Source organism: Leptospira noguchii serovar Panama str. CZ214, assembly GCF_000306255.2.
GTDB classification, from domain to species: Bacteria; Spirochaetota; Leptospiria; order Leptospirales; family Leptospiraceae; genus Leptospira; species Leptospira noguchii.
On the sequence record NZ_AKWY02000022.1, the window covers coordinates 23,169 to 41,374 of the forward strand.

Genomic DNA, 18,206 nt, shown 5'->3' on the forward strand with positions numbered 1-18,206 from the left:
TCGTATGGCTTCCATTTTTAAAATTCATTCCGCATACAAACCCGCTGGGGATCAAGTCAAAGCGATCCAAAACATTGCTGATTCTTTTCAAAAGGGAGAAAAGAAGGTGACACTGGTAGGTGTAACCGGTTCCGGTAAAACCTTTACGATGGCTCAGGTTATTCAAAATCTGGGACTTCCTACTTTGGTTTTATCGCATAACAAAACTTTGGCGGCTCAACTATTTCGAGAGTTTAAGGAGTTTTTTCCCGAAAACGCAGTGGAATATTTTGTTTCTTATTACGATTATTATCAACCGGAGGCGTATGTTCCTTCTTCGGATACTTTTATCGAAAAGGATAGTTCCATCAACGAAGAGATAGATAAACTTAGATTGAGAGCTACTTCTTCTTTGTTGGAAAGGGAAGACGTGGTTATCGTTAGTTCCGTTTCTTGTATTTACGGTTTGGGTTCTCCAGAGGAATATACAAACTCTGTTGTAGCTTTAAAAGTGGGCGATACGATTGAAAGGGACGCGGTAATTCGTAAGTTGTTACACATACAATATAATCGGAACGATTTGGATTTTTCGAGGGGAAACTTTCGGGTTCGAGGAGATTCGATCGAAATTTATCCTGCGTATCATACCGACGGAATCAGAATTGAATTTTTTGGGGACGAAATTGATTCAATCAGTAGAATCAATCCAGTTACCGCACAAACAATTTTTAAATTAGAAAAAGCTTATATTTATCCAGCAAAACACTTTATTACTTCTGGTCCCAAGGTTAAAGAAGCAGTCGAAAACATAAGGGCGGAAGTGGAAGCTCAGACTGATTTTTTTAGAAAAAACAATAAACTTCTGGAAGCGGAGAGGATCTTATCTCGTACGAATTACGATTTGGAAATGCTTCAGGAAATGGGATATTGCAACGGGATAGAAAATTATTCCAGACATCTTACTGGAAGAAAGCCTGGAGAACGTCCAGCTTGTTTGATCGATTATTTTCAAGGGGAGTTCCTTTTAATTGTGGATGAATCTCATGTAACGATTCCACAGATCGGAGGGATGTTCGCTGGAGATAAGGCACGTAAACAGACGTTAGTTGACTTTGGTTTTAGACTTCCTAGTGCGTTGGATAACAGACCTCTTAATTTTCAAGAGTTCGAAATTTTAACTCCTAAAACCCTTTATGTTTCTGCAACTCCCGCTGAATACGAAATTGAAAAGAGTTCTAAGATTGTGGAGCAGATTATTCGACCGACCGGACTTTTGGATCCGATTGTGGAAATTCGTCCTACTAAAAATCAAATCGAAGATCTACTTGTGGAAATTCGTAAGCGGATAGATGCGGGAGAAAGGGTTCTTGTTACTACTCTCACAAAAAAAATGTCGGAAGATCTTACCGATTATTACGAAGAGATCGGTTTGAAAGTGGCTTATCTACATTCTGAGGTGGAAACCTTGGATCGTGTTGGGATTATTCGAGATTTAAGAAAGGGAATTTATGACGTTCTGATCGGGATCAATCTTTTACGGGAAGGTCTGGATATTCCAGAAGTGTCTTTGGTTGCTATTTTGGACGCGGATAAGGAGGGTTTTTTAAGAAATTATAAATCTCTAATACAGACAATTGGTCGTGCCGCAAGAAACGTAAATGGAACGGCGATTCTTTACGCGGATAAAACAACCGATTCTATGACAAAAGCGATCGAAGAAACCAGACGTCGTAGAAAGATCCAGGAAGATCATAATCTTAAATTTGGTATAACTCCTCTGACTATCAAAAAGGAAATAGGAGATATTATCGAAAGAGAAGAGAAGGAGCGAACTTCTGAGGATCTGGTTCTGGAAGACGTGGAGAAAAAATTTAATTCTAAAAAATTTCCGAACAAGGAAGTGTTGAAAGAAAAACTTCGTGAAGAGATGATGAAAGCGGCTAAAGAACTTGATTTTGAAAGAGCCGCAATTTTGAGGGATAAAATGTTATCGATTCAAACGGAAGATCCTTCAGTCAAAAATTAAAAATAAGGAATTCATTGTTGGTCACTTTATTAATTTGTTTATTAACATTCGCTATTAGCATTTGGTGTTTTGTTTCCGAAGAAAAACTGGATAAGTTCATTTTAAGTCCTTATCGATTGAATCGAAATAAGAACTATTATACATTACTTACTTCTGGTTTTATACATGCGGATTGGATGCATCTGATCTTTAACATGGTTTCGTTTTATTCTTTCGGAAAAAATCTAGAAATGACTGTGGGGCCGATTTGGTTTGTTCTTTTTTATTTGGGAACGATCTTGATTACGAGTGTAATTTCTTGGAGAAAAAATCTGGACAATCCTCATTATTCTACGTTAGGTGCTTCGGGAGGCGTGTGTGGGGTATTGTTTGCCACAATTCTTTTTTATCCCGATCTCTCTCTTTATATGATGTTTATACCAATTCCGATTCCGGGCGCGATTTATGCGGTTTTGTATTTGGTTTATACGTATTTTTCTTCCAAAGGCGCCGCCGCGGACGGAATTAATCATGAAGCTCACCTTTGGGGTGCATTATGTGGAATTGCATTTGCTCTTTTGTTGGAACCTACGATTCTCAGCAGGGTCCTTCGGAATATTTTGGGAAGTTGGTCATAGTTTTTCTCAGAGTTTGTCCTACTCATCTCTATCAAATTTGAATACCTAAATATCTATCATAAAGTGACGTTTCACGTAGTTCGATAGTATCCAATTCGAAAGCGATTGAAGCGTAGAGAAACTAAAGCAGAATACTCTCTATGGATTGCGTTCTATAATTAAATTGTAACTAAAGGCGAAATATCGTATTGCATTCCTTTCATGCAATTTATTGACTGGAACTGAAAGCGCGGTCCGGATTCACCCAGACTTTCTTTTTCTGAATTTACATGATTCAAGTGTTAACTATTTTATTATGTAGTTCTGAGTAAATCCTACTAGAAAGATAATTTTAAACAAGCTGATTGCCAGGTCGTTTTGGCGGCTCTTCTCTTAGTCTTAAATTTAATTTGTGTAGATGTAAGGATTCGTTTTAAAAATTAACTTCTATTGAATACTTGTCCTAAAATCGTCCAATGTGGTAACTACTGCGAAAATGGAACGAGATTAGAACTGCTCGAAAATTTGCAAATTGCCAATGTGACTTAATTTGTAGGAACTACTTCTTTTTATTAATAATTTCTAAAGAATTATTAATAAAATTCTTTTAGGTTTTGGGACAAGTTCAAAGTGAATTTTTTATGTAGGCTTGGCGTAAAAAATGAGAAAGAATTTTCTAAAAGTATGAATTTTAGGATTTGTTTTTAAAATCATGTTTGCGGTAGTTCACACATTTTAAGGATCGATCTGCAAAGTTTAGATTCTAACTTTTTCAGGAAAATGAATTATAGATTTCTTACCGAAAGCCGCGTTTTTATGTAAAGATTGATCGCAGAACGACGATTTTGTGTAGAAATTTGATTTTCTTTATCAGAGTTCCACGATTTAAAAAATGCTGGAATTACTGCAAAGTCTTGGGCTCAACTGTAAAATGTGGGAACTTTCTGAAAAAATAACTAACTTAAAGATTAAAATCCAATCATTAAGGGTAATTGGAACTGAATTCTGAAGGACTAATTGTTTTGAAGTAAGAAGTCAAACCGGCGACTTTGAAAACTTTTTCGATTGCAGGTTTCATATTGGCGATGAAAAAAGATCCGTTGAGATCTTGAACATAATTTAACTGTTTAATTAGCATTCCGATTCCGGATGAATCTATGTAGTTAAGTTTTTCAAGATTTACGACAACGTTTTTGTTATCTTTATGGATACTATTTTCGAAAAATGTTTTGAGATCGATTGAAGTGTAGATGTCGAGACTGCCCGAAAGACTTACAATATTAGTTTCTCCTGATTTTCTGTGACTAATTTCCATACCGACCTTTCCTTCCCTTTTCCCAGAATTTGACGATAAGTTCAATCTATTTTTGATAAAATTATGGGGAAAATACAAGAAGCTCCGAAACTAATAAGAGACCGCGTTTGGAAAAATCGACAATGAAAGAAAAATTATTTTATTTCCTGATTTTAATTTCCACGTTTGCCGGTATTTCGAGCCAAGAGTTTGAACCGGACGGTAAAGTGAAAATTCTTCCTTATGAACAAGGGCAGGTAAAAGATCTAGAAGTATTGGGTAAGGATATTATAGAGTTTCATAAGAGAATTGAAAGTCGTCTTGGATTTTTAAATCAAAGGAAACAAATACAAGATAATCTTTATAGTCAATTTATTCCAGCTTACGAAGACCAAATTCCTCAAAGTAGAAATCGATACATGCTCGATCTTAGATTTGTATTGAAAGTATCCGGAACAGGAGCCACAAATTCCTCATTAAAGTTGGAATCCGTCGTATTTTGGAGTAGGAAGTCATTGATCTCTAAAATGCGTCCACAGTATGAAGAAATTAGTATTCTCAAAAATGATAAAATCACCAACGAAGGACCTAATTCTATCGAATTGGTTGTAAGAAAAAAAACGGACTCGGGTACAAAAGAAATGGTTTATAATGTAGCTACGATCCGAGAACCAGCGCAAAGAATAAAGCTGGTTCGAATTTACAGAACCAACCTTTTGGAAATCATTCGTCGAATTGATAAATATGTGGAAGGAAGTATTAAAACTGCAGCGGAAGACGTGGAAACCACACTCAAAGAAGTGGAAAATGGAGGACCGTATCAGGAGAATCCTAAGGACTAAGATTCTTTCGTGAATGATCCGGGGTCTACAAATGATTTTCCGGATCATTATAAAAATCTGGGTCTTTCTCCACTTGCTTCTGTAGAAAGGGTAAAGTCCCGTTATCGAGAATTGGCTAAGATATTTCATCCCGATAACCGGGAAACTGGATCTTCGGATCTATTTCAGAAATTTGCACATTCTTATCAGGTATTGACTCATCCTACTCGAAGGAAAGAATACGATCTACAATATCTTTCCAGACATCCTGAAATTCTTTTAAGATTTAAGTCTTCATTGGAAGAAAGAACAGAACAACTTTCTTCGACAAAAACCAAACAAATTCCAAGTTCCAGAATCTTATATGCGGGGCAGGCGGTGGATTTGGCTAGAAAAGGATTACTTAGAGCTGGAATGAGGAATCGTGAGAGAAAAAAGTATTCCGGTATACATTACGATATTAGAATTCTCTTAATTCCAGAAGAGTTAAATTTCCCACTTTCCGCAAAAATTCCCTTGGTAGTTCGTGTTTTATGTCCTGATTGTAAAGGTTCCAATTTGTTTTGTGATTCTTGTGGCGGTAAAGGAACCTATAAAAGTTTTAGAAACCTCAATTTGGAAATGGGAGCTGGTAAATTGTTGCCTGGAAAAATTTATGAGTTGGATCTTTCCGGATTAAGACTAGATGGATTTGTCCATTTTAAAAAAAATCGTCTCAAAGTAAAAATTGAACTCCTAGAAGGAAGGAAAAAATAGGTATTATGCAGAAAGTGATCCGCTTTCATCCGATTTATAAAGAAAGAATTTGGGGCGGTAGAAAATTAGGAGATTTTCCGGGAAGAAAAATTCCAGAAGGAAATATAGGAGAGTCTTGGGAAATCTCCGATTATGGAAACGACGTTTCTATAATCAGTAACGGACCTTTGTCAGGCAAAAATTTTCGAACTGCATATTTGGAAAATTCAGATTTGATCTTGGGACAATCCTTTCGAGGAAAATCCTTTCCGCTTTTGATTAAGATCATAGACGCAAAAGAAAAACTTTCCGTACAAGTTCATCCAGATGACGTTTATGCAGAAACATACGATCCGCAGAGTTCCGGAAAAAAAGAAGCATGGATCGTTTTGAAAGCGGAGCCAGGTTCTAAACTTATATGCGGTTTTTTGCAAACTACAAACAAAGAAGAATTTAAAACTCTAGTCGAACAAAATCGGGCCGAAGAAATTTTAAGAGAGATTCCAGTAAAAGAAGGAGATTCTTTTATTTTGAAACCAGGAAGAATACACGCGATTGGTGCTGGAATTCTTTTGATGGAAATACAACAATCCTCAGATTCTACCTATAGAGTTTACGATTATGGAAGACCGAGAGAACTTCATCTTCAAAAAGCTCTGGATGTTTTAGATTACGGCGGACCTTGTGAAGAAGACGTAATGAAACCTATTCTAAAACCCTGGGATTTTGGAAATAGATTTCGTCTAACGGCAAACGATAAATTTTTGATGGAAACTTTGGAAATTTTCGAAAACGGAAAAACATTCCAAATTCCGAATGTTTATAAAGAACCAGTCTTTCAGATTTTGACTGTTCTTCAGGGTAAAGTTGAAATCGAAGGAGAATTGCTTTTTCAAGGTGACACTTTATTTCTAACTGCTGCGGGTTTGGAGGAAGGTATTTTTGCGGTCAATCGAAATGATCTGACAAAGTTATCCGTATCCGGACCCGGCTCCGATTGGATTACTTATAAGGATTAGGATTTTTGAATGGAATCGGAAGTCTGGATTAACGAGGAAGAACTTACAAAACAAAGAAGAATTGCAAAGGATCTTCGTAAGACTTCTTGGTGGAAAAAGAAAAAAAGTTCTGGGACCTGTCACTACTGCGGTAAAAAATTTCTTCCAGAAGAGTTGACCATGGATCATCTCATTCCTCTTGCAAAAGGTGGAAAATCTATCAAAGCAAATCTAGTTCCTGCATGCAAAAAATGTAATTCAGAAAAAAAGAATAAACTTCCATTTGAGTTCGATTCGGAAATTAAATAACGTGAGTTTGGCGTAAGAAAATGAGAAAGGGTTTTCCAAAAATGTAAGTTTCTAACAATTTTAGAATTTGTTCATAATATAGAGATTTGCGTTAGTTCCTACATTTAAGGTTCAGAGAGAGGGTTTTAAAAGATGAGCGGTCTTTTTGAAGCAGAGGAATCAGAATTTCAGGAAGAGCGGACTCAAGAGACCGTTCAACTTTTGGATGAAGAAGGAAATCCTCATTCTTTTATTGTCGCGGAAGCTTTGGAAATAGATGAAAATCAATATTTACTTTTGACTCCTCTTCAGGAAGAAGATTTAGATCTGATCAATTTAGACGTTAGTTTTTTAAAAGGAGAAGAGAACTCGGGTTATTTTGTAGTTCGTCTTGAAGCCGATGAGTTTGGAGAGGATCGCCTAATCGAAGTTCAAGATAAAAGGGAATTAGAAGACATTCTCACGGAATTAAACGTAGACATTGTTTGAGTTTCTTAGCCCGGTTTAGTAAACTTGCTCTTTATAGTTGCTGCTGATTGAAAGTTTTAATAATATTAGAAAAATAAAATATACTAAATAAAAGGAAAAATTTTCTCCTAAAAAATAGAGTTGTTAAAAATTATTTTTTTGTTTCTTATTCATTGAAGTAAATAGATAATACCGTTTTACAAAGCACTTGTCCAAAAATCTCCAAGAATTTTATGCGATCATTCTTTAGAAAATTTTAAAATTCTCAATCGATAAACGGATTCATTCTTTCCATAAGAATTCGGCGATTATCCCCGCTTTGAAGGGCAATTACTCCTCGAATAATTGCTTGTCTACGATCGGATTGTTCCTTGGACCAGGATTTAATTCGATTGGCAAGAGGAAAAAAAAGTAAATTTGCAAATGCGATTCCGTAAAAGGTGGCTATAAATGCGGTTGCGATTCCTTCTCCAAGGGCTTTTGTACCCGCACCTAAATTTTCCAAAACTCCTACAAGACCCATAACGGTTCCGATGATTCCTACCGTAGGAGAAAATCCTCCTGCAGTTTCTAAAATTTTTGCTGAGTTTGTTTCTTTATCTTCCATAGCCATAGCGGACTCAAAAAGAATTTCTTCCACTGCGCGAGGATCCGTTCCATCTACGATAAGTTGAATTCCTTTTTGAAGAAACGGATCTTGAATGGACTTGAGATTATCTTCCAAAGAAAGAAGACCGTTCTTACGCGCTCGTTCCGCAAAGTCTAAAAAGAGTTCTCCGAGTGGAAGTTTTCGTTTTGGAAAAACCGAACGTTGAAGATTGATAACAAGATCTTTGATTTGGTTAAGGGAAAAACTTGCAAAGGTTGCCCCCGCTGTTCCTCCTACAATAAGAAGAAATGCGGAAATTTTAAAGAAGGAAAGAAAATGTGCGCCTTCCAAAAGAATCGCTATTAAGACGGATAGGAACGCGACGGAAAGACCGACGAAAGTAGGATTCATTTTCGTTAGAGTTCCTACAATCACGGGTTTTTACAAGAACATTCTGTCCCATAACAAATCTATAGTTTTTTATCTACTTGGGTAATATAAACCCAAAAGGGTTTTGTTCTGGTTTTTCTACATCGTTTTTAACGTAAGTTTGTGGAGAAAATGAGAAAGAATGTTCTAAAAGTATGAGTTCTTACAATTTAAGAATTTGTTCGTAAAATTGTGGTTTGTGGTAGTTCCCACAAATTAAGTCACATCACAAACATTTACTTTTTGTATGAGTTCCCACATTTAAGGAATGATCTGTAAAATTCTGATTCCAACTTTTTTCAAAAAATAAATCATAAATTCTTTCACGAACTCAAGTGCTTTTAAGTCCGATTAAACTGGAAGTTCTTTTAAAAAGAACAATAGAGTTGTTGAAAAATTCCATAGTGGTAATTAACAAAGCTGCTTTGATTGATCGTTTCCATGAAACAGAAATAGATAGAAAATTTATTTTTCAACAACTCTAATATTTGATGAAAATATAATAGAATCAGATTCTTTAAAATCCATAAATACTTTCTATGAATTATGAAGTCTGGAGGGTTGAAATGTTTTCCTATGAGAAAGAAATATTTCCGGGTTTATACACAATTGATTGTGACTATATTTCTCCAGGAATTGCTTGCGCTTACCTGGTTGTAGAAAATGGAGAGGCGACGTTCGTAGAAAATAACACAAATCATTCGATTCCTATTTTACTTGAGGAATTACGAAAGGTGGGACGTAAGCCAGAAGACGTAAAATATATCATAATTACTCACGTTCATCTGGATCACGCCGGCGGAACTGGGTTGTTGGCAAAACATTGTCCGAATGCGACTATTCTAGCGCATCCCAAAGCGGCCAAACATCTAATCCATCCGGAAAGATTGATCCAAAGTTCGATTCAGGTTTATGGAGAAGAAAACTTTAAAAAGTTATACGGAGAAATTTTGCCGGTGCCACAAGAAAGAGTTAAATGTCCGGAAGACGAGGAAGAAATTCGATGGGGAAATAGAATATTCAAATTTTATTATACAAGAGGTCATGCAAATCATCACTTTTGTATCTATGATTCTTTGAGTAACGGTATATTTACGGGAGATTCTTTTGGATTGGGATATAAGGATTTTGCGGTTGGAAAGGAACCGATTCTTTATCCGTCCACGACTCCCACAGATTTTGATTCGGAGGAGGCGATCCATACGATTGATAAAATTCTTTCTACGGGTGCGGACAAGGTTTATCTGACTCATTTTGGAGTTTGGAAAAATTTAGAGTCTGGCGCGCGTCAGATGAAACGGGGTTTACATACGATGCAGAGTATTCTTTCTTATGGGGAAAAATCAGACTTAGAAGGAAAAGCTCTTCTTGAATCTTGCACAGAAAAAGTTAGGGATTATTTAGAAGGAGAACTTTTGGCCCAAGGAATTGTATGCGGCGAAAGAGAAAAAATGATTTTAGAATTCGATTCTAAAATCAATGCACAAGGTTTGGTTTTTCAGATCGAACGGAAAAAGCGAAATAGGAATTAAAAAAGAATTGTAATTTGGTATAATTTTAAATAGAATCTCGTTTTAGAATCATTCTAAAAAATAAGAGAGGAACTGGTATGAAACCATTTACAACGAGAATGTTCTATTTAACATTTCTGGGAATTTTTTTGGTGACTTGTGGCCCGTCTGAAAAGACTAAAAAACTGATCGATGATTCCAAAAAAATTTTCGGAACCATTCCGGATAAAATGCCAGGTGGAGAATCTGATACTTCCGAATTGATCTTGTTAGGCGAAAAGTTATATTTTGAAAAAAGACTTTCTGCAAACGATACACAGTCTTGTAATTCTTGTCATAATGTTGTCGGAAAGGCCCCTGGAGTGGATAATCTTCCTACATCTCCGGGTGCGTTTGGAAAAAATGGAGCCAGAAATTCTCCAACCGTTTTGAATGCCGGTTTTCATATAGCTCAGTTTTGGGACGGTAGGGCCAAGGATCTCAAAGAACAAGCCAAAGGACCAATTTTAAATCCGGTGGAAATGGCTATGCCTTCCGCGTCAGAAGTAGAAAAGAAAATTGGTCAAATTCCGGAATACCAAGAACTTTTTGCAAAGGCATATCCTGATTCTCTAACAAAAGAGAATTCTAATACACTTACTAGGATGCAAAAAATCACTTATGATAATATCACTGGAGCGATTGCTGCCTTTGAAAGAACTTTAAAAACTCAGGACCGCTTTGATGATTTTCAAAAAGGAAATCATAACGCTCTTTCTGCGGTAGAACAGGAAGGTTTAGAAAAGTTTATAACAACAGGTTGTATTACTTGTCACGTTGGTCCTCTTTTGGGTGGGAATTCTTTTCGTAAACTAGGTCAAGTGAATCCTTATGAAAATTCTTCCGATAGAGGGCGTCAGGATCTGACTAAAAATTCTTCGGATGCTTTTATGTTTAAGGTTCCGTCATTACGAAACGTGGCGATTACTGGACCTTATTTTCACGACGGAAAGGTTGCCTCTTTGGAAGAAGCGGTCAAAAAAATGGCTCATCTTCAACTTGGAAAAGATCTTTCGGATTCTGATACAAAGTTGATCGTAACTTTCCTGAAGACGTTGACCGATAAGAACCGGTCTGATTAACTGGACTTACAGAATTGAAACCTATTCAGCCGGCGGTTGCTTACGTGATTAGCCGGTATTTTTTTGTGTTCCGGGAGACGCGACTAAAATGTGGGAACTCTCACAAATTCTGGATTTTAAGGATGAGTTTTGAAAATGTAGGAGCTACTTCATACGAGCTAAATACAATGTTTTAAAAGTTCATAATGCGACTTAATCTGTGGGAACTACCCACATCTTAGAAATTGATCGATAAAGTTTAGATCTCAACTTTTATATAAAAACGAATTCACATTATTTTAGAATTTCATTTATAAGTTTTAACCACAGTTCTTTGTATTTCAGATCATCTTTATTGGGAGAATGTTTTATATTCAGAGAGAAACATGTAACTTCATCTGCATGTAGGTAGAAAATAAAAACTGTATGTTCGTTTTTCGTAATTTGAATCCTTTTATTGATCAATGTATTTTCCGAGTTATCTCGTATCACAAAGGTATATTGATCAAAAAAAATACTTCGATTTTTTTGTAGTAAGAGATATTTATACAATTTATTATAATTGGAAATTGTGATTTTATACAAATTTTCATTAGTCCAGGTGATTAAGGAAAGACTTGCTTTGGTATAGAAGAATTACTCCTTTCGTTTTTTGGAATTGTCAGGAGATAAACTTGATACTTTAAGAACGGCTTTTTCATTTTCGATTCCTAAATATTCGATGGTGCGAGATTTGTTGAGTTCGTGCAGTTCCGATTTTTCACGAATCCAATTCCGGAACGATTCTTCTGAAATTTCTTTTGGTTCCTCACAACGAAATAAGAACATTGAAAGAGAGAATAGTGTGAAGTTTAAAAAGAAGTTTTTAAACATATCAAATTCCTATGACTTTTATATTGAGGTTTCTTGTTAAATCACGTTTTACTAGATTTTTGAAACATTCGTTTTTCAAATGAATGATCTTGTTTTTAATCCAATAAATCTGAGTAGTCATATCGAACTGCGCGCAACGTAATACAAACGAGTATATTCAAAAAATCTGAATCATTTCTGAAAAAACTGACTTCCAAAAACCGGCGTATTGACTTTGTTCACGGATTTTTTCCCATTCTTCTTCGTTGTAAACAAAAAGATTCAATTCAACTGGAAGAGAAAGAAGGTCCGGAAAGGACTCGGGTCTATTTAGAAAAGGAATTTTCATATCAGCGATCAGAATTAAATCTATATCGCTGTAAGGGTTTTGTGTGTTTCGTGCAACGCTTCCAAAAAGATAGGCTTTGATCGTTTTATCTTGGATCAAAAATTGAATTTTCTTGATCAGCTCTTCCCGGCTCATTCCGCCAAGCGGATCTCGTTTTGGAAAAACAATAACGCTCATAAGAGTTTTACTTTGATGAGATCAATGATTTTTTCTGCAAGTTCGATCGCTTCTTTTGCTTGCGATTCTTCGAAATATTCAAAAGGAGCGCCTTCCATAAACGCATCCGGATAACGAGTTGGTATATAATATAAATCTAATTTTTGCCCCATAGACTCGATTTCCCCGTTTTCTCCCAATTCTTTTGCGATGGTTTTTACCGAATGGGATTTTACGAGATCTGCACCTCGAAAGTAGGCAAGTGCTTTGAGAGTTTTCTCTCCTACTTGTTGACAGACAAAACAAGTTTGGGCAAAAAAACCGGAGTGTAAAGACGCTTTTGCCCATTCTAGATCGCGTTCCGCTTGGGAAAGCCAGTCTTTCCATCTCAGATTTTGCATACGATTATCTTTCCGAAAGTGGAACGTATTTTCTACCCATTTCTCCAGAATAAATTTGTTTTGGACGAGCCTTACTATAATTTCCGGAAACTCTTTGTTCTCTCCAATGTGCCAGCCAACCTGGAAGTTTTCCGATTACCTGCATAGCCGTAAAAAGTTCTCTTGGTATTCCAAGTGAATTAAAAATTACTGCACTGTAGAATTCTAAATTTGGATACAACTTTTGATTGATATAATATTCATCATTTTGCATGTACTCTTCGATTTTAAGAGCTATTTCTGCGATTGGTCCCACTGGATTTTTTTTGTAAAAATCGTGGAACAATTTACTTGCGATGATTGCTCTTCTACTTTTTGCCTCATAGGCCTTGTGTCCAAAACCGTTAGAGAATAATCTTTCCGAATCTCCTTTGAATTTTTCAAAGTATTCCGGCACAGACTTTCTAGATTTAAGAATATCCTCTATCAATCCTACCGCCGCGACCTGACGGCCACCTTCCCTAGAACCCCAAAGCGCATTGATCGCAGAAGATATGGAAGCGAATAGGTTGGCTTGTGTAGAGCCGATTACCTGAACGGTTGTGTTAGATACATTTTGTTCGTGGTCTGCATAAAGTATCCAGAGTTGGTTCAAAATTCGATCTATGTCCTCGGTAGGAATATAGTCTTTGGAAGGAATCGAAAACAACATATAAAGAAAATTTGTACAATAAGGATGTTTGTCTAGAGGATATACGAAGGGTTGTCCTACAATTTTCTTGTAAGAAAAGGCGGCGATTGTTCTAATTTTTGCAAGAAGCCTTGCGGAATGATCGATTCCTTTGTCCAAGGATTCTTCGTATTCTTCTGGATAATAACTGGAAAGAGAAGTGACCATCACAGAAAGAACCGCTAGAGGATGACCTTTCCCCGGAAATCCATCGAATAGGTTGATCATGTCTTCGTGGATCAAAGAGTGTTTGGAAAGTTTCAGAGAAAAATCTTTAAGTTGCTGTTCTGTCGGGAGTTTACCATAAATCAATAGATAACTGGTTTCTACAAATGTAGAATGTTGTACTAAATCTGCAATGTCGTAACCACGATAGTTTAGTTCACCTGAATTCGGGTCTCTTCGAGAGATTCGACTAACAGCGTAAGCGGTGTTAAAAAAACCAGGATCATAAGAAATCAGTCCGGTCTTTTGATGTAGCTCTCTAATATCGATTCCTTTTTTGCCATCGGTTCCAGAGATCAACGGAAACTGATAGGATTTTTCCCCAACTTTGATTTCAATGAATTCACTCATACCGATAAGGAACCTTAGAGAATGATTCACGTCAATTCTTCTAATGTCGGTAAAATCGATTTTGTGTGGATTCTAGGACTGATGACGGTAAGCGGCAAAACTGCTCTTGCTTCTATTCGGAAAGCAGTTGTGGATCTTTCAAAACGAGAGTAGTTACGACCTTTTACTAATTGTACAATTATAATGGGTTTAGAAACAAAATTTTGGACACTCTACTCAGTTTGTATAGAAAATATCAAAACAGGACTTCTAGTAAAAGTTCACGGCACTTAATTTTATCGAGATGATTAATAGAGTTGTTGAAAAATTAATTCTTTATCAGTTTTCGTTTTATGGAAACGGTTGATGGAGGTAGTTTTGTTAATAGCTACTATAGAATTTTTCAACAACTCTATTCTATAAAAATCGAATAGTTAAAATTAACGTGTGTTATATGGTGATCCGTTGAATTTTGGGACGAATTTATGTGATGTTTTTTAAAGTTTTAAATGCAAGAAGTCAAATTATAAAAGTTGAATGTTTTAAATTTTTAATGTGACTTAATTTGTGGGAACTAATAGATAAATCAAATTTTTATTATAAAAAATTTATCCCAAAACCTCAATGGAGATAAATAATAATGTTTTAGAAGTTTATAATGAAGTGTTATAAATTCCACAGATTAAGTCTTATCAGTAATCTTAAGTTTTTGGAGCAGGTTAAAAATAGTTTTTCATTTTTGTGATGGCCGTAAAACAACAATTTTATACAAAAATTTAATTGATGATGAGTTTTCGTGTATTTCAGTTCCTTTAAAAATTCTTTTTAACTTTATAAGAAGACTCACTTTATTGAACGCGAAAGGGGACGATGCGAGAAAACTCAGCAGAACGCTCTCTATGGATCGCGTTCTATATTAAAACTAAAGATGAAATATTGTATTAAATTTCTTGCATTCAATTTATTTACCAGAGCGGAGAGACCGGTTCGGCTGCCTGTGATAGGGCGGATTTGCCCAGATTTTTTTTTACGTTGAACTCACGTTATTTAACGTAAGTTTTATATAAAAAAGTTTGAATGAATCTGATCAACCATAAGTGAGTAAGCGCAACTTACAGGAAACGTTTTGATAAGTAAGAAACGACGGGCCATAACAATCAATGTAGTTTGACATAATGTTTGATTCATAAATTGATCGATTGTTTTGCATCACTTAAACTGGACTTCATTTTAAAATCCGCTCGATCTCCAAAAGTAGTTTGGAATAACCTTTGCCGCTGACCGGTTGGGAGCTGAATTGTAATTTTACTTCGTTCCCAAAAGATGCCGTGTTTAGATCACCTACAAAAGGGATATCATATTTTTTTTTACAGAGTAACGAAAGGGAAGAATGAATCGGACTGATAGAATATGTACAAACTTTTTTATCTAAAAAAATTGCTTCGAACAAAGACTGACCGAAATAACCAACAAAACCGGAACAGTTTGCCAGGAGATTTTGGAATTCAAATTTAGAAACTCTAGAAAAGAAATCGATTCTATTTGAAACTGTAATGCTTCCACCAACTCTAATAATTCTAGAAACATTTTCCCGAAAACTCAAAGACTCCAAAAAAGAATCCAAACTGAACGTGAAATGAGAATCTATGTTTCCTGCATAACAAAGAATATACGAATTATCGATTGGTTTTTTATCTAAATTAAAAAGTCTTGGAGGAATTAGAATTTGATCCAGAGAAAAATGATCTTCTATATCAGAATGAGGAAGAAGGTCGTAGTGATGAAATTTTTTTCTATCCGAACCGAAATGGTCTAAAAGAAGCACCTTAGTTTTTGAATATTCTGGAATTGGAATGTCTCTAGAATCTACAATGAGTAGGTCTAAATCTCCTTCTTTTGGGAACTCTTTCAACCAGAAAGTTTCGTAAGGTATTGTGGATAATAATGCAAATAAAATTCTGGAACGTTCAAAGTGACCACTTCCAAAATCTTTCGGGTCACCTGCAAAAACTCCGATTCTAAATTTTTTAGTTTTTTTAACGGATAAAGTTTGAAAACGGATTTGTTCCACTTCTTGATTACCGGCAAAAACATTCGGATCTATTTCAAAAAGTTTTATACATTCCCTGGCTCCAAAAATAGGATTTTGCTCGTTCAAAAGATTAAAAATCTGGGAAGTAGTTTTAAAATCTTTAGGCTCATCAATCGTAAGTCTGAATTTTGGAAGGATTAATTTTTCTTTTTCTGAAAGTAAGGAAGAAAGTTTTGTTATATGAAAAAGATCTGGATTTTCTTTGATATGTAGACTAACGTGTTCTCTGTGTCGTTCTTCTAAAACATTAGGCATCCATTCTAAGGCCTTTCTTGTAAAAATTTCTCCTCCCATTCCTAAGGGAAGTCCGGAAACATAAGAAAGATCCGATTCAAAAAACTGAAACGATTGCAAAAGTTGATCTAGATGAATTGTGTCGTAAAACGGATTGTCTCCAGTTAAACGCAAAATTGAATCTGCGTTAAAAAAATTGGCTGCTTCGATGTATCTCCGCCTAACATCGAGTAAATTCCCTGCAAAAAAAAGATAGTTTCTTTGATTTAGAAAGGAACGTAGTTCTTTGTCTTCTTCGGGAATAAGATAAATGATTTGTTCTTTTGGTAGGACGGTCAGAATTCTATCATAAATTCTATCGATGAGAGTTTTTCCAGAACCGGAAGGAAATTCTAATAAGACTTTTCCAGGCAGTCTTAAGGAACTGGTTCTGGCTTGAATGAACGCGTAGACTTTACGCGTTGAACGTATACCACTCATCGCAATTTAGACAAGGGGCGCCGGTAGTTTCGTGTTTAGAATTTAACGAATCTCTAAAGGAGGGAAGTCCTTTGCGCCAAATATCTATTAAGGTTTCCTTATGAAGATTTCCCAATTCCTTTCCTGGAGTTTGTTTACAGATGGAAACGGACCCGTTCGAATTTACGTATAAATCACGATTGAGGTGCCAGCAGAATTCTCTTTGAATAGGGGTTAGATCTGTAACTCTTTTTTCGGGCATCAAACCCGCATATCGATTGTATTTTTGTAAAATTACTCCGTAACCTTGTTTTTCCGTTTCATCCACCCAGGATTCTACTTCGTCCTCGGCCTCCTGAATTTTTAAAAATTGAAGATAAATTCTATTTTTAGGAAAAACTTTTTCGAGTCCTTCTAAGTTTGAGAGAACTTTTTCTAGTTTCTTTTTACCGTAGAGGGTTTCGTATTTTTCTGGGTTGCGGGTGGTTAGATTGATGATCCATGTAGTTTTTTCTTTATGTGTAGAATCTAGAATATTCAAAAAATCTAAAACTTTATTTGGATCCGTATAAAGCGCGGTTTCTATCATTAATTCTTGCATTAAATGGGATGACGACTTGAATACCGTAAGAATGAGTTCTTTAAAATTAGGATGGAGAAGTGGTTCCCCCAAACCTCCGAAACAAACGCTGTATTCGTTGGAAAAAGATTCTTCTTGTTGTTTGAGCAGATTCTCCAAAAATTCCGGACTTAAAAATTTTCCGTCTTGATCGTTAGAAGTAAATTGTCTAGGACAAAAACTACAACTTAATTCACATCCGCGAAACACTTCTAATTCCAAATACGAAGGTCCGGTTCTAAATACTTCCGGATTTTTTTCGATCCAAGGATGAAGTTCGGAGTAGCTCCATTCTTCTTTAGATTTTAAAAATCCTCTGACCAGGTTTAAGGATCTTTTGTTTTTTAAGGAGAAATCTAATCTATATTGTCTTAGGTCGGGAGAGTGATAAAAGATTTCCACGTCGTAGTGATTGATGTTTTTGAGTAGATAATCTTGAGCGCTCGTTTGGATTGATTCAGGAATTGCGTTTGTAAATTCCCTAGATAAAATTGTAGGAACGATGCCGGAAGGTAAATTTTCGCTATAAGAATATTGGGAAAGATAACGATCGTGTCTTTGATAAATTTCCAAACTTAGATTTTCGTCTAAACAGGGAAATAAACCAGTAAAATAAAAAAAGGAAGCGTCGTCCCAATCCGGATCTTCGGTTCTGGATTTTGGCAGTTGTTCAGAAACTTTTTTAATGAACTCGATTTCAAATGAACATTCTAATATTTGAATATTCAAAAAATAAAAATTATTTGGCTGTGTGAGAAATGGCCACGAGTTAAAAAAAACAGTGGATTTAGGAAGGACTTTGGAAAGTTTTTGAATAGAAAGTAAAAGTAGACGGTTTGTTTCATTTGAAGATAAGGATTTCAAAATAGATTCCGTTTCCGGATTTAAGAAAACGGCTGTATGAGAAATCGGAAATTTCATAGTTATGAGATGAATATCGGTCGAA

18 protein-coding genes are annotated in these 18,206 nt (G+C 35.7%); 10 read left to right on the forward strand and 8 right to left on the reverse strand.

Features of this window, described 5'->3' with window-relative positions; translation table 11 throughout:
- Positions 1-4: 4 nt before the first annotated feature.
- Entirely contained in the window at positions 5-2,005 is a 2,001-nt protein-coding gene (uvrB, locus tag LEP1GSC059_RS12595; protein WP_002177396.1) for an excinuclease ABC subunit UvrB, read from the forward strand.
- Between the two features lie 17 nt (positions 2,006-2,022).
- The gene (locus LEP1GSC059_RS12600) at positions 2,023-2,622 is read left to right on the forward strand and encodes a rhomboid family intramembrane serine protease (RefSeq protein ID WP_020980894.1); all 600 of its coding nucleotides are present in this window, start codon (positions 2,023-2,025) and stop codon (positions 2,620-2,622) included.
- Positions 2,623-3,583: 961 nt separating this feature from the next.
- On the opposite strand, the gene LEP1GSC059_RS12605 is transcribed toward LEP1GSC059_RS12600, so the two are convergent.
- Positions 3,584-3,916 (reverse strand): STAS domain-containing protein, encoded by a 333-nt coding sequence (locus LEP1GSC059_RS12605; RefSeq protein ID WP_000406135.1) that lies wholly within the window; start codon positions 3,914-3,916, stop codon positions 3,584-3,586.
- Between the two features lie 122 nt (positions 3,917-4,038).
- Here LEP1GSC059_RS12605 and LEP1GSC059_RS12610 point away from each other — a divergent pair, with 122 nt between their 5' ends.
- The 5 genes from LEP1GSC059_RS12610 to LEP1GSC059_RS12630 all read left to right on the forward strand — a co-directional run bounded on the left by LEP1GSC059_RS12610 (position 4,039) and on the right by LEP1GSC059_RS12630 (position 7,226).
- The gene (locus tag LEP1GSC059_RS12610; protein WP_002177390.1) at positions 4,039-4,737 is read left to right on the forward strand and encodes an LIC_12936 family protein; all 699 of its coding nucleotides are present in this window, start codon (positions 4,039-4,041) and stop codon (positions 4,735-4,737) included.
- A 9-nt stretch (positions 4,738-4,746) separates the two neighbouring features.
- Positions 4,747-5,472 (forward strand): J domain-containing protein, encoded by a 726-nt coding sequence (locus LEP1GSC059_RS12615; protein WP_002177417.1) that lies wholly within the window; start codon positions 4,747-4,749, stop codon positions 5,470-5,472.
- A 5-nt stretch (positions 5,473-5,477) separates the two neighbouring features.
- A complete protein-coding gene (locus tag LEP1GSC059_RS12620; protein WP_017215428.1) occupies positions 5,478-6,470 on the forward strand; it encodes a type I phosphomannose isomerase catalytic subunit in 993 nt (330 codons plus the stop codon).
- 9 nt (positions 6,471-6,479) lie between these two features.
- A complete protein-coding gene (locus tag LEP1GSC059_RS12625; protein ID WP_002177408.1) occupies positions 6,480-6,758 on the forward strand; it encodes an HNH endonuclease in 279 nt (92 codons plus the stop codon).
- Between the two features lie 132 nt (positions 6,759-6,890).
- Positions 6,891-7,226 (forward strand): DUF1292 domain-containing protein, encoded by a 336-nt coding sequence (locus LEP1GSC059_RS12630; protein WP_002177413.1) that lies wholly within the window; start codon positions 6,891-6,893, stop codon positions 7,224-7,226.
- 244 nt (positions 7,227-7,470) lie between these two features.
- On the opposite strand, the gene LEP1GSC059_RS12635 is transcribed toward LEP1GSC059_RS12630, so the two are convergent.
- A complete protein-coding gene (locus LEP1GSC059_RS12635) occupies positions 7,471-8,205 on the reverse strand; it encodes a motility protein A (RefSeq protein WP_002177402.1) in 735 nt (244 codons plus the stop codon).
- 584 nt (positions 8,206-8,789) lie between these two features.
- Between LEP1GSC059_RS12635 and LEP1GSC059_RS12640 the strand changes: the two genes are divergently transcribed.
- Positions 8,790-9,755: an MBL fold metallo-hydrolase gene (locus LEP1GSC059_RS12640; RefSeq protein ID WP_017215430.1), complete on the forward strand. Its 966-nt coding sequence runs from the start codon at positions 8,790-8,792 to the stop codon at positions 9,753-9,755.
- A gap of 77 nt (positions 9,756-9,832) precedes the next feature.
- Positions 9,833-10,855: a cytochrome-c peroxidase gene (locus tag LEP1GSC059_RS12645; protein WP_020980885.1), complete on the forward strand. Its 1,023-nt coding sequence runs from the start codon at positions 9,833-9,835 to the stop codon at positions 10,853-10,855.
- 615 nt (positions 10,856-11,470) lie between these two features.
- On the opposite strand, the gene LEP1GSC059_RS12655 is transcribed toward LEP1GSC059_RS12645, so the two are convergent.
- The 4 genes from LEP1GSC059_RS12655 to LEP1GSC059_RS12670 all read right to left on the reverse strand — a co-directional run bounded on the left by LEP1GSC059_RS12655 (position 11,471) and on the right by LEP1GSC059_RS12670 (position 13,877).
- Complete coding sequence (locus LEP1GSC059_RS12655; protein ID WP_020980887.1) at positions 11,471-11,707, reverse strand: hypothetical protein; 237 nt, start codon at positions 11,705-11,707, stop codon at positions 11,471-11,473.
- Between the two features lie 157 nt (positions 11,708-11,864).
- Positions 11,865-12,212, reverse strand: a complete 348-nt coding sequence (locus LEP1GSC059_RS12660) for a nucleotidyltransferase domain-containing protein (RefSeq protein ID WP_002177394.1) — start codon at positions 12,210-12,212, stop codon at positions 11,865-11,867.
- A complete protein-coding gene (locus tag LEP1GSC059_RS12665) occupies positions 12,209-12,592 on the reverse strand; it encodes a HEPN domain-containing protein (protein WP_002177416.1) in 384 nt (127 codons plus the stop codon). Before LEP1GSC059_RS12665 ends, LEP1GSC059_RS12660 begins: the two co-directional genes overlap by 4 nt.
- A 4-nt stretch (positions 12,593-12,596) precedes the next feature.
- Positions 12,597-13,877, reverse strand: a complete 1,281-nt coding sequence (locus LEP1GSC059_RS12670; protein ID WP_002177388.1) for a citrate/2-methylcitrate synthase — start codon at positions 13,875-13,877, stop codon at positions 12,597-12,599.
- A gap of 21 nt (positions 13,878-13,898) precedes the next feature.
- Here LEP1GSC059_RS12670 and LEP1GSC059_RS24540 point away from each other — a divergent pair, with 21 nt between their 5' ends.
- Complete coding sequence (locus LEP1GSC059_RS24540) at positions 13,899-14,030, forward strand: hypothetical protein (protein ID WP_017215434.1); 132 nt, start codon at positions 13,899-13,901, stop codon at positions 14,028-14,030.
- Between the two features lie 1,051 nt (positions 14,031-15,081).
- On the opposite strand, the gene LEP1GSC059_RS12675 is transcribed toward LEP1GSC059_RS24540, so the two are convergent.
- Together LEP1GSC059_RS12675 and LEP1GSC059_RS12680 are read right to left on the reverse strand one after the other, a co-directional pair.
- Positions 15,082-16,662 carry a glycosyltransferase family protein gene (locus LEP1GSC059_RS12675; RefSeq protein ID WP_020980864.1) on the reverse strand — a complete coding sequence of 527 codons (1,581 nt, stop codon included), beginning with the start codon at positions 16,660-16,662 and terminating at the stop codon, positions 15,082-15,084.
- Positions 16,637-18,181: a spiro-SPASM protein gene (locus LEP1GSC059_RS12680; RefSeq protein WP_002177406.1), complete on the reverse strand. Its 1,545-nt coding sequence runs from the start codon at positions 18,179-18,181 to the stop codon at positions 16,637-16,639. The genes LEP1GSC059_RS12675 and LEP1GSC059_RS12680 overlap by 26 nt, the downstream gene beginning before the upstream one ends.
- Positions 18,182-18,206: the final 25 nt, after the last annotated feature.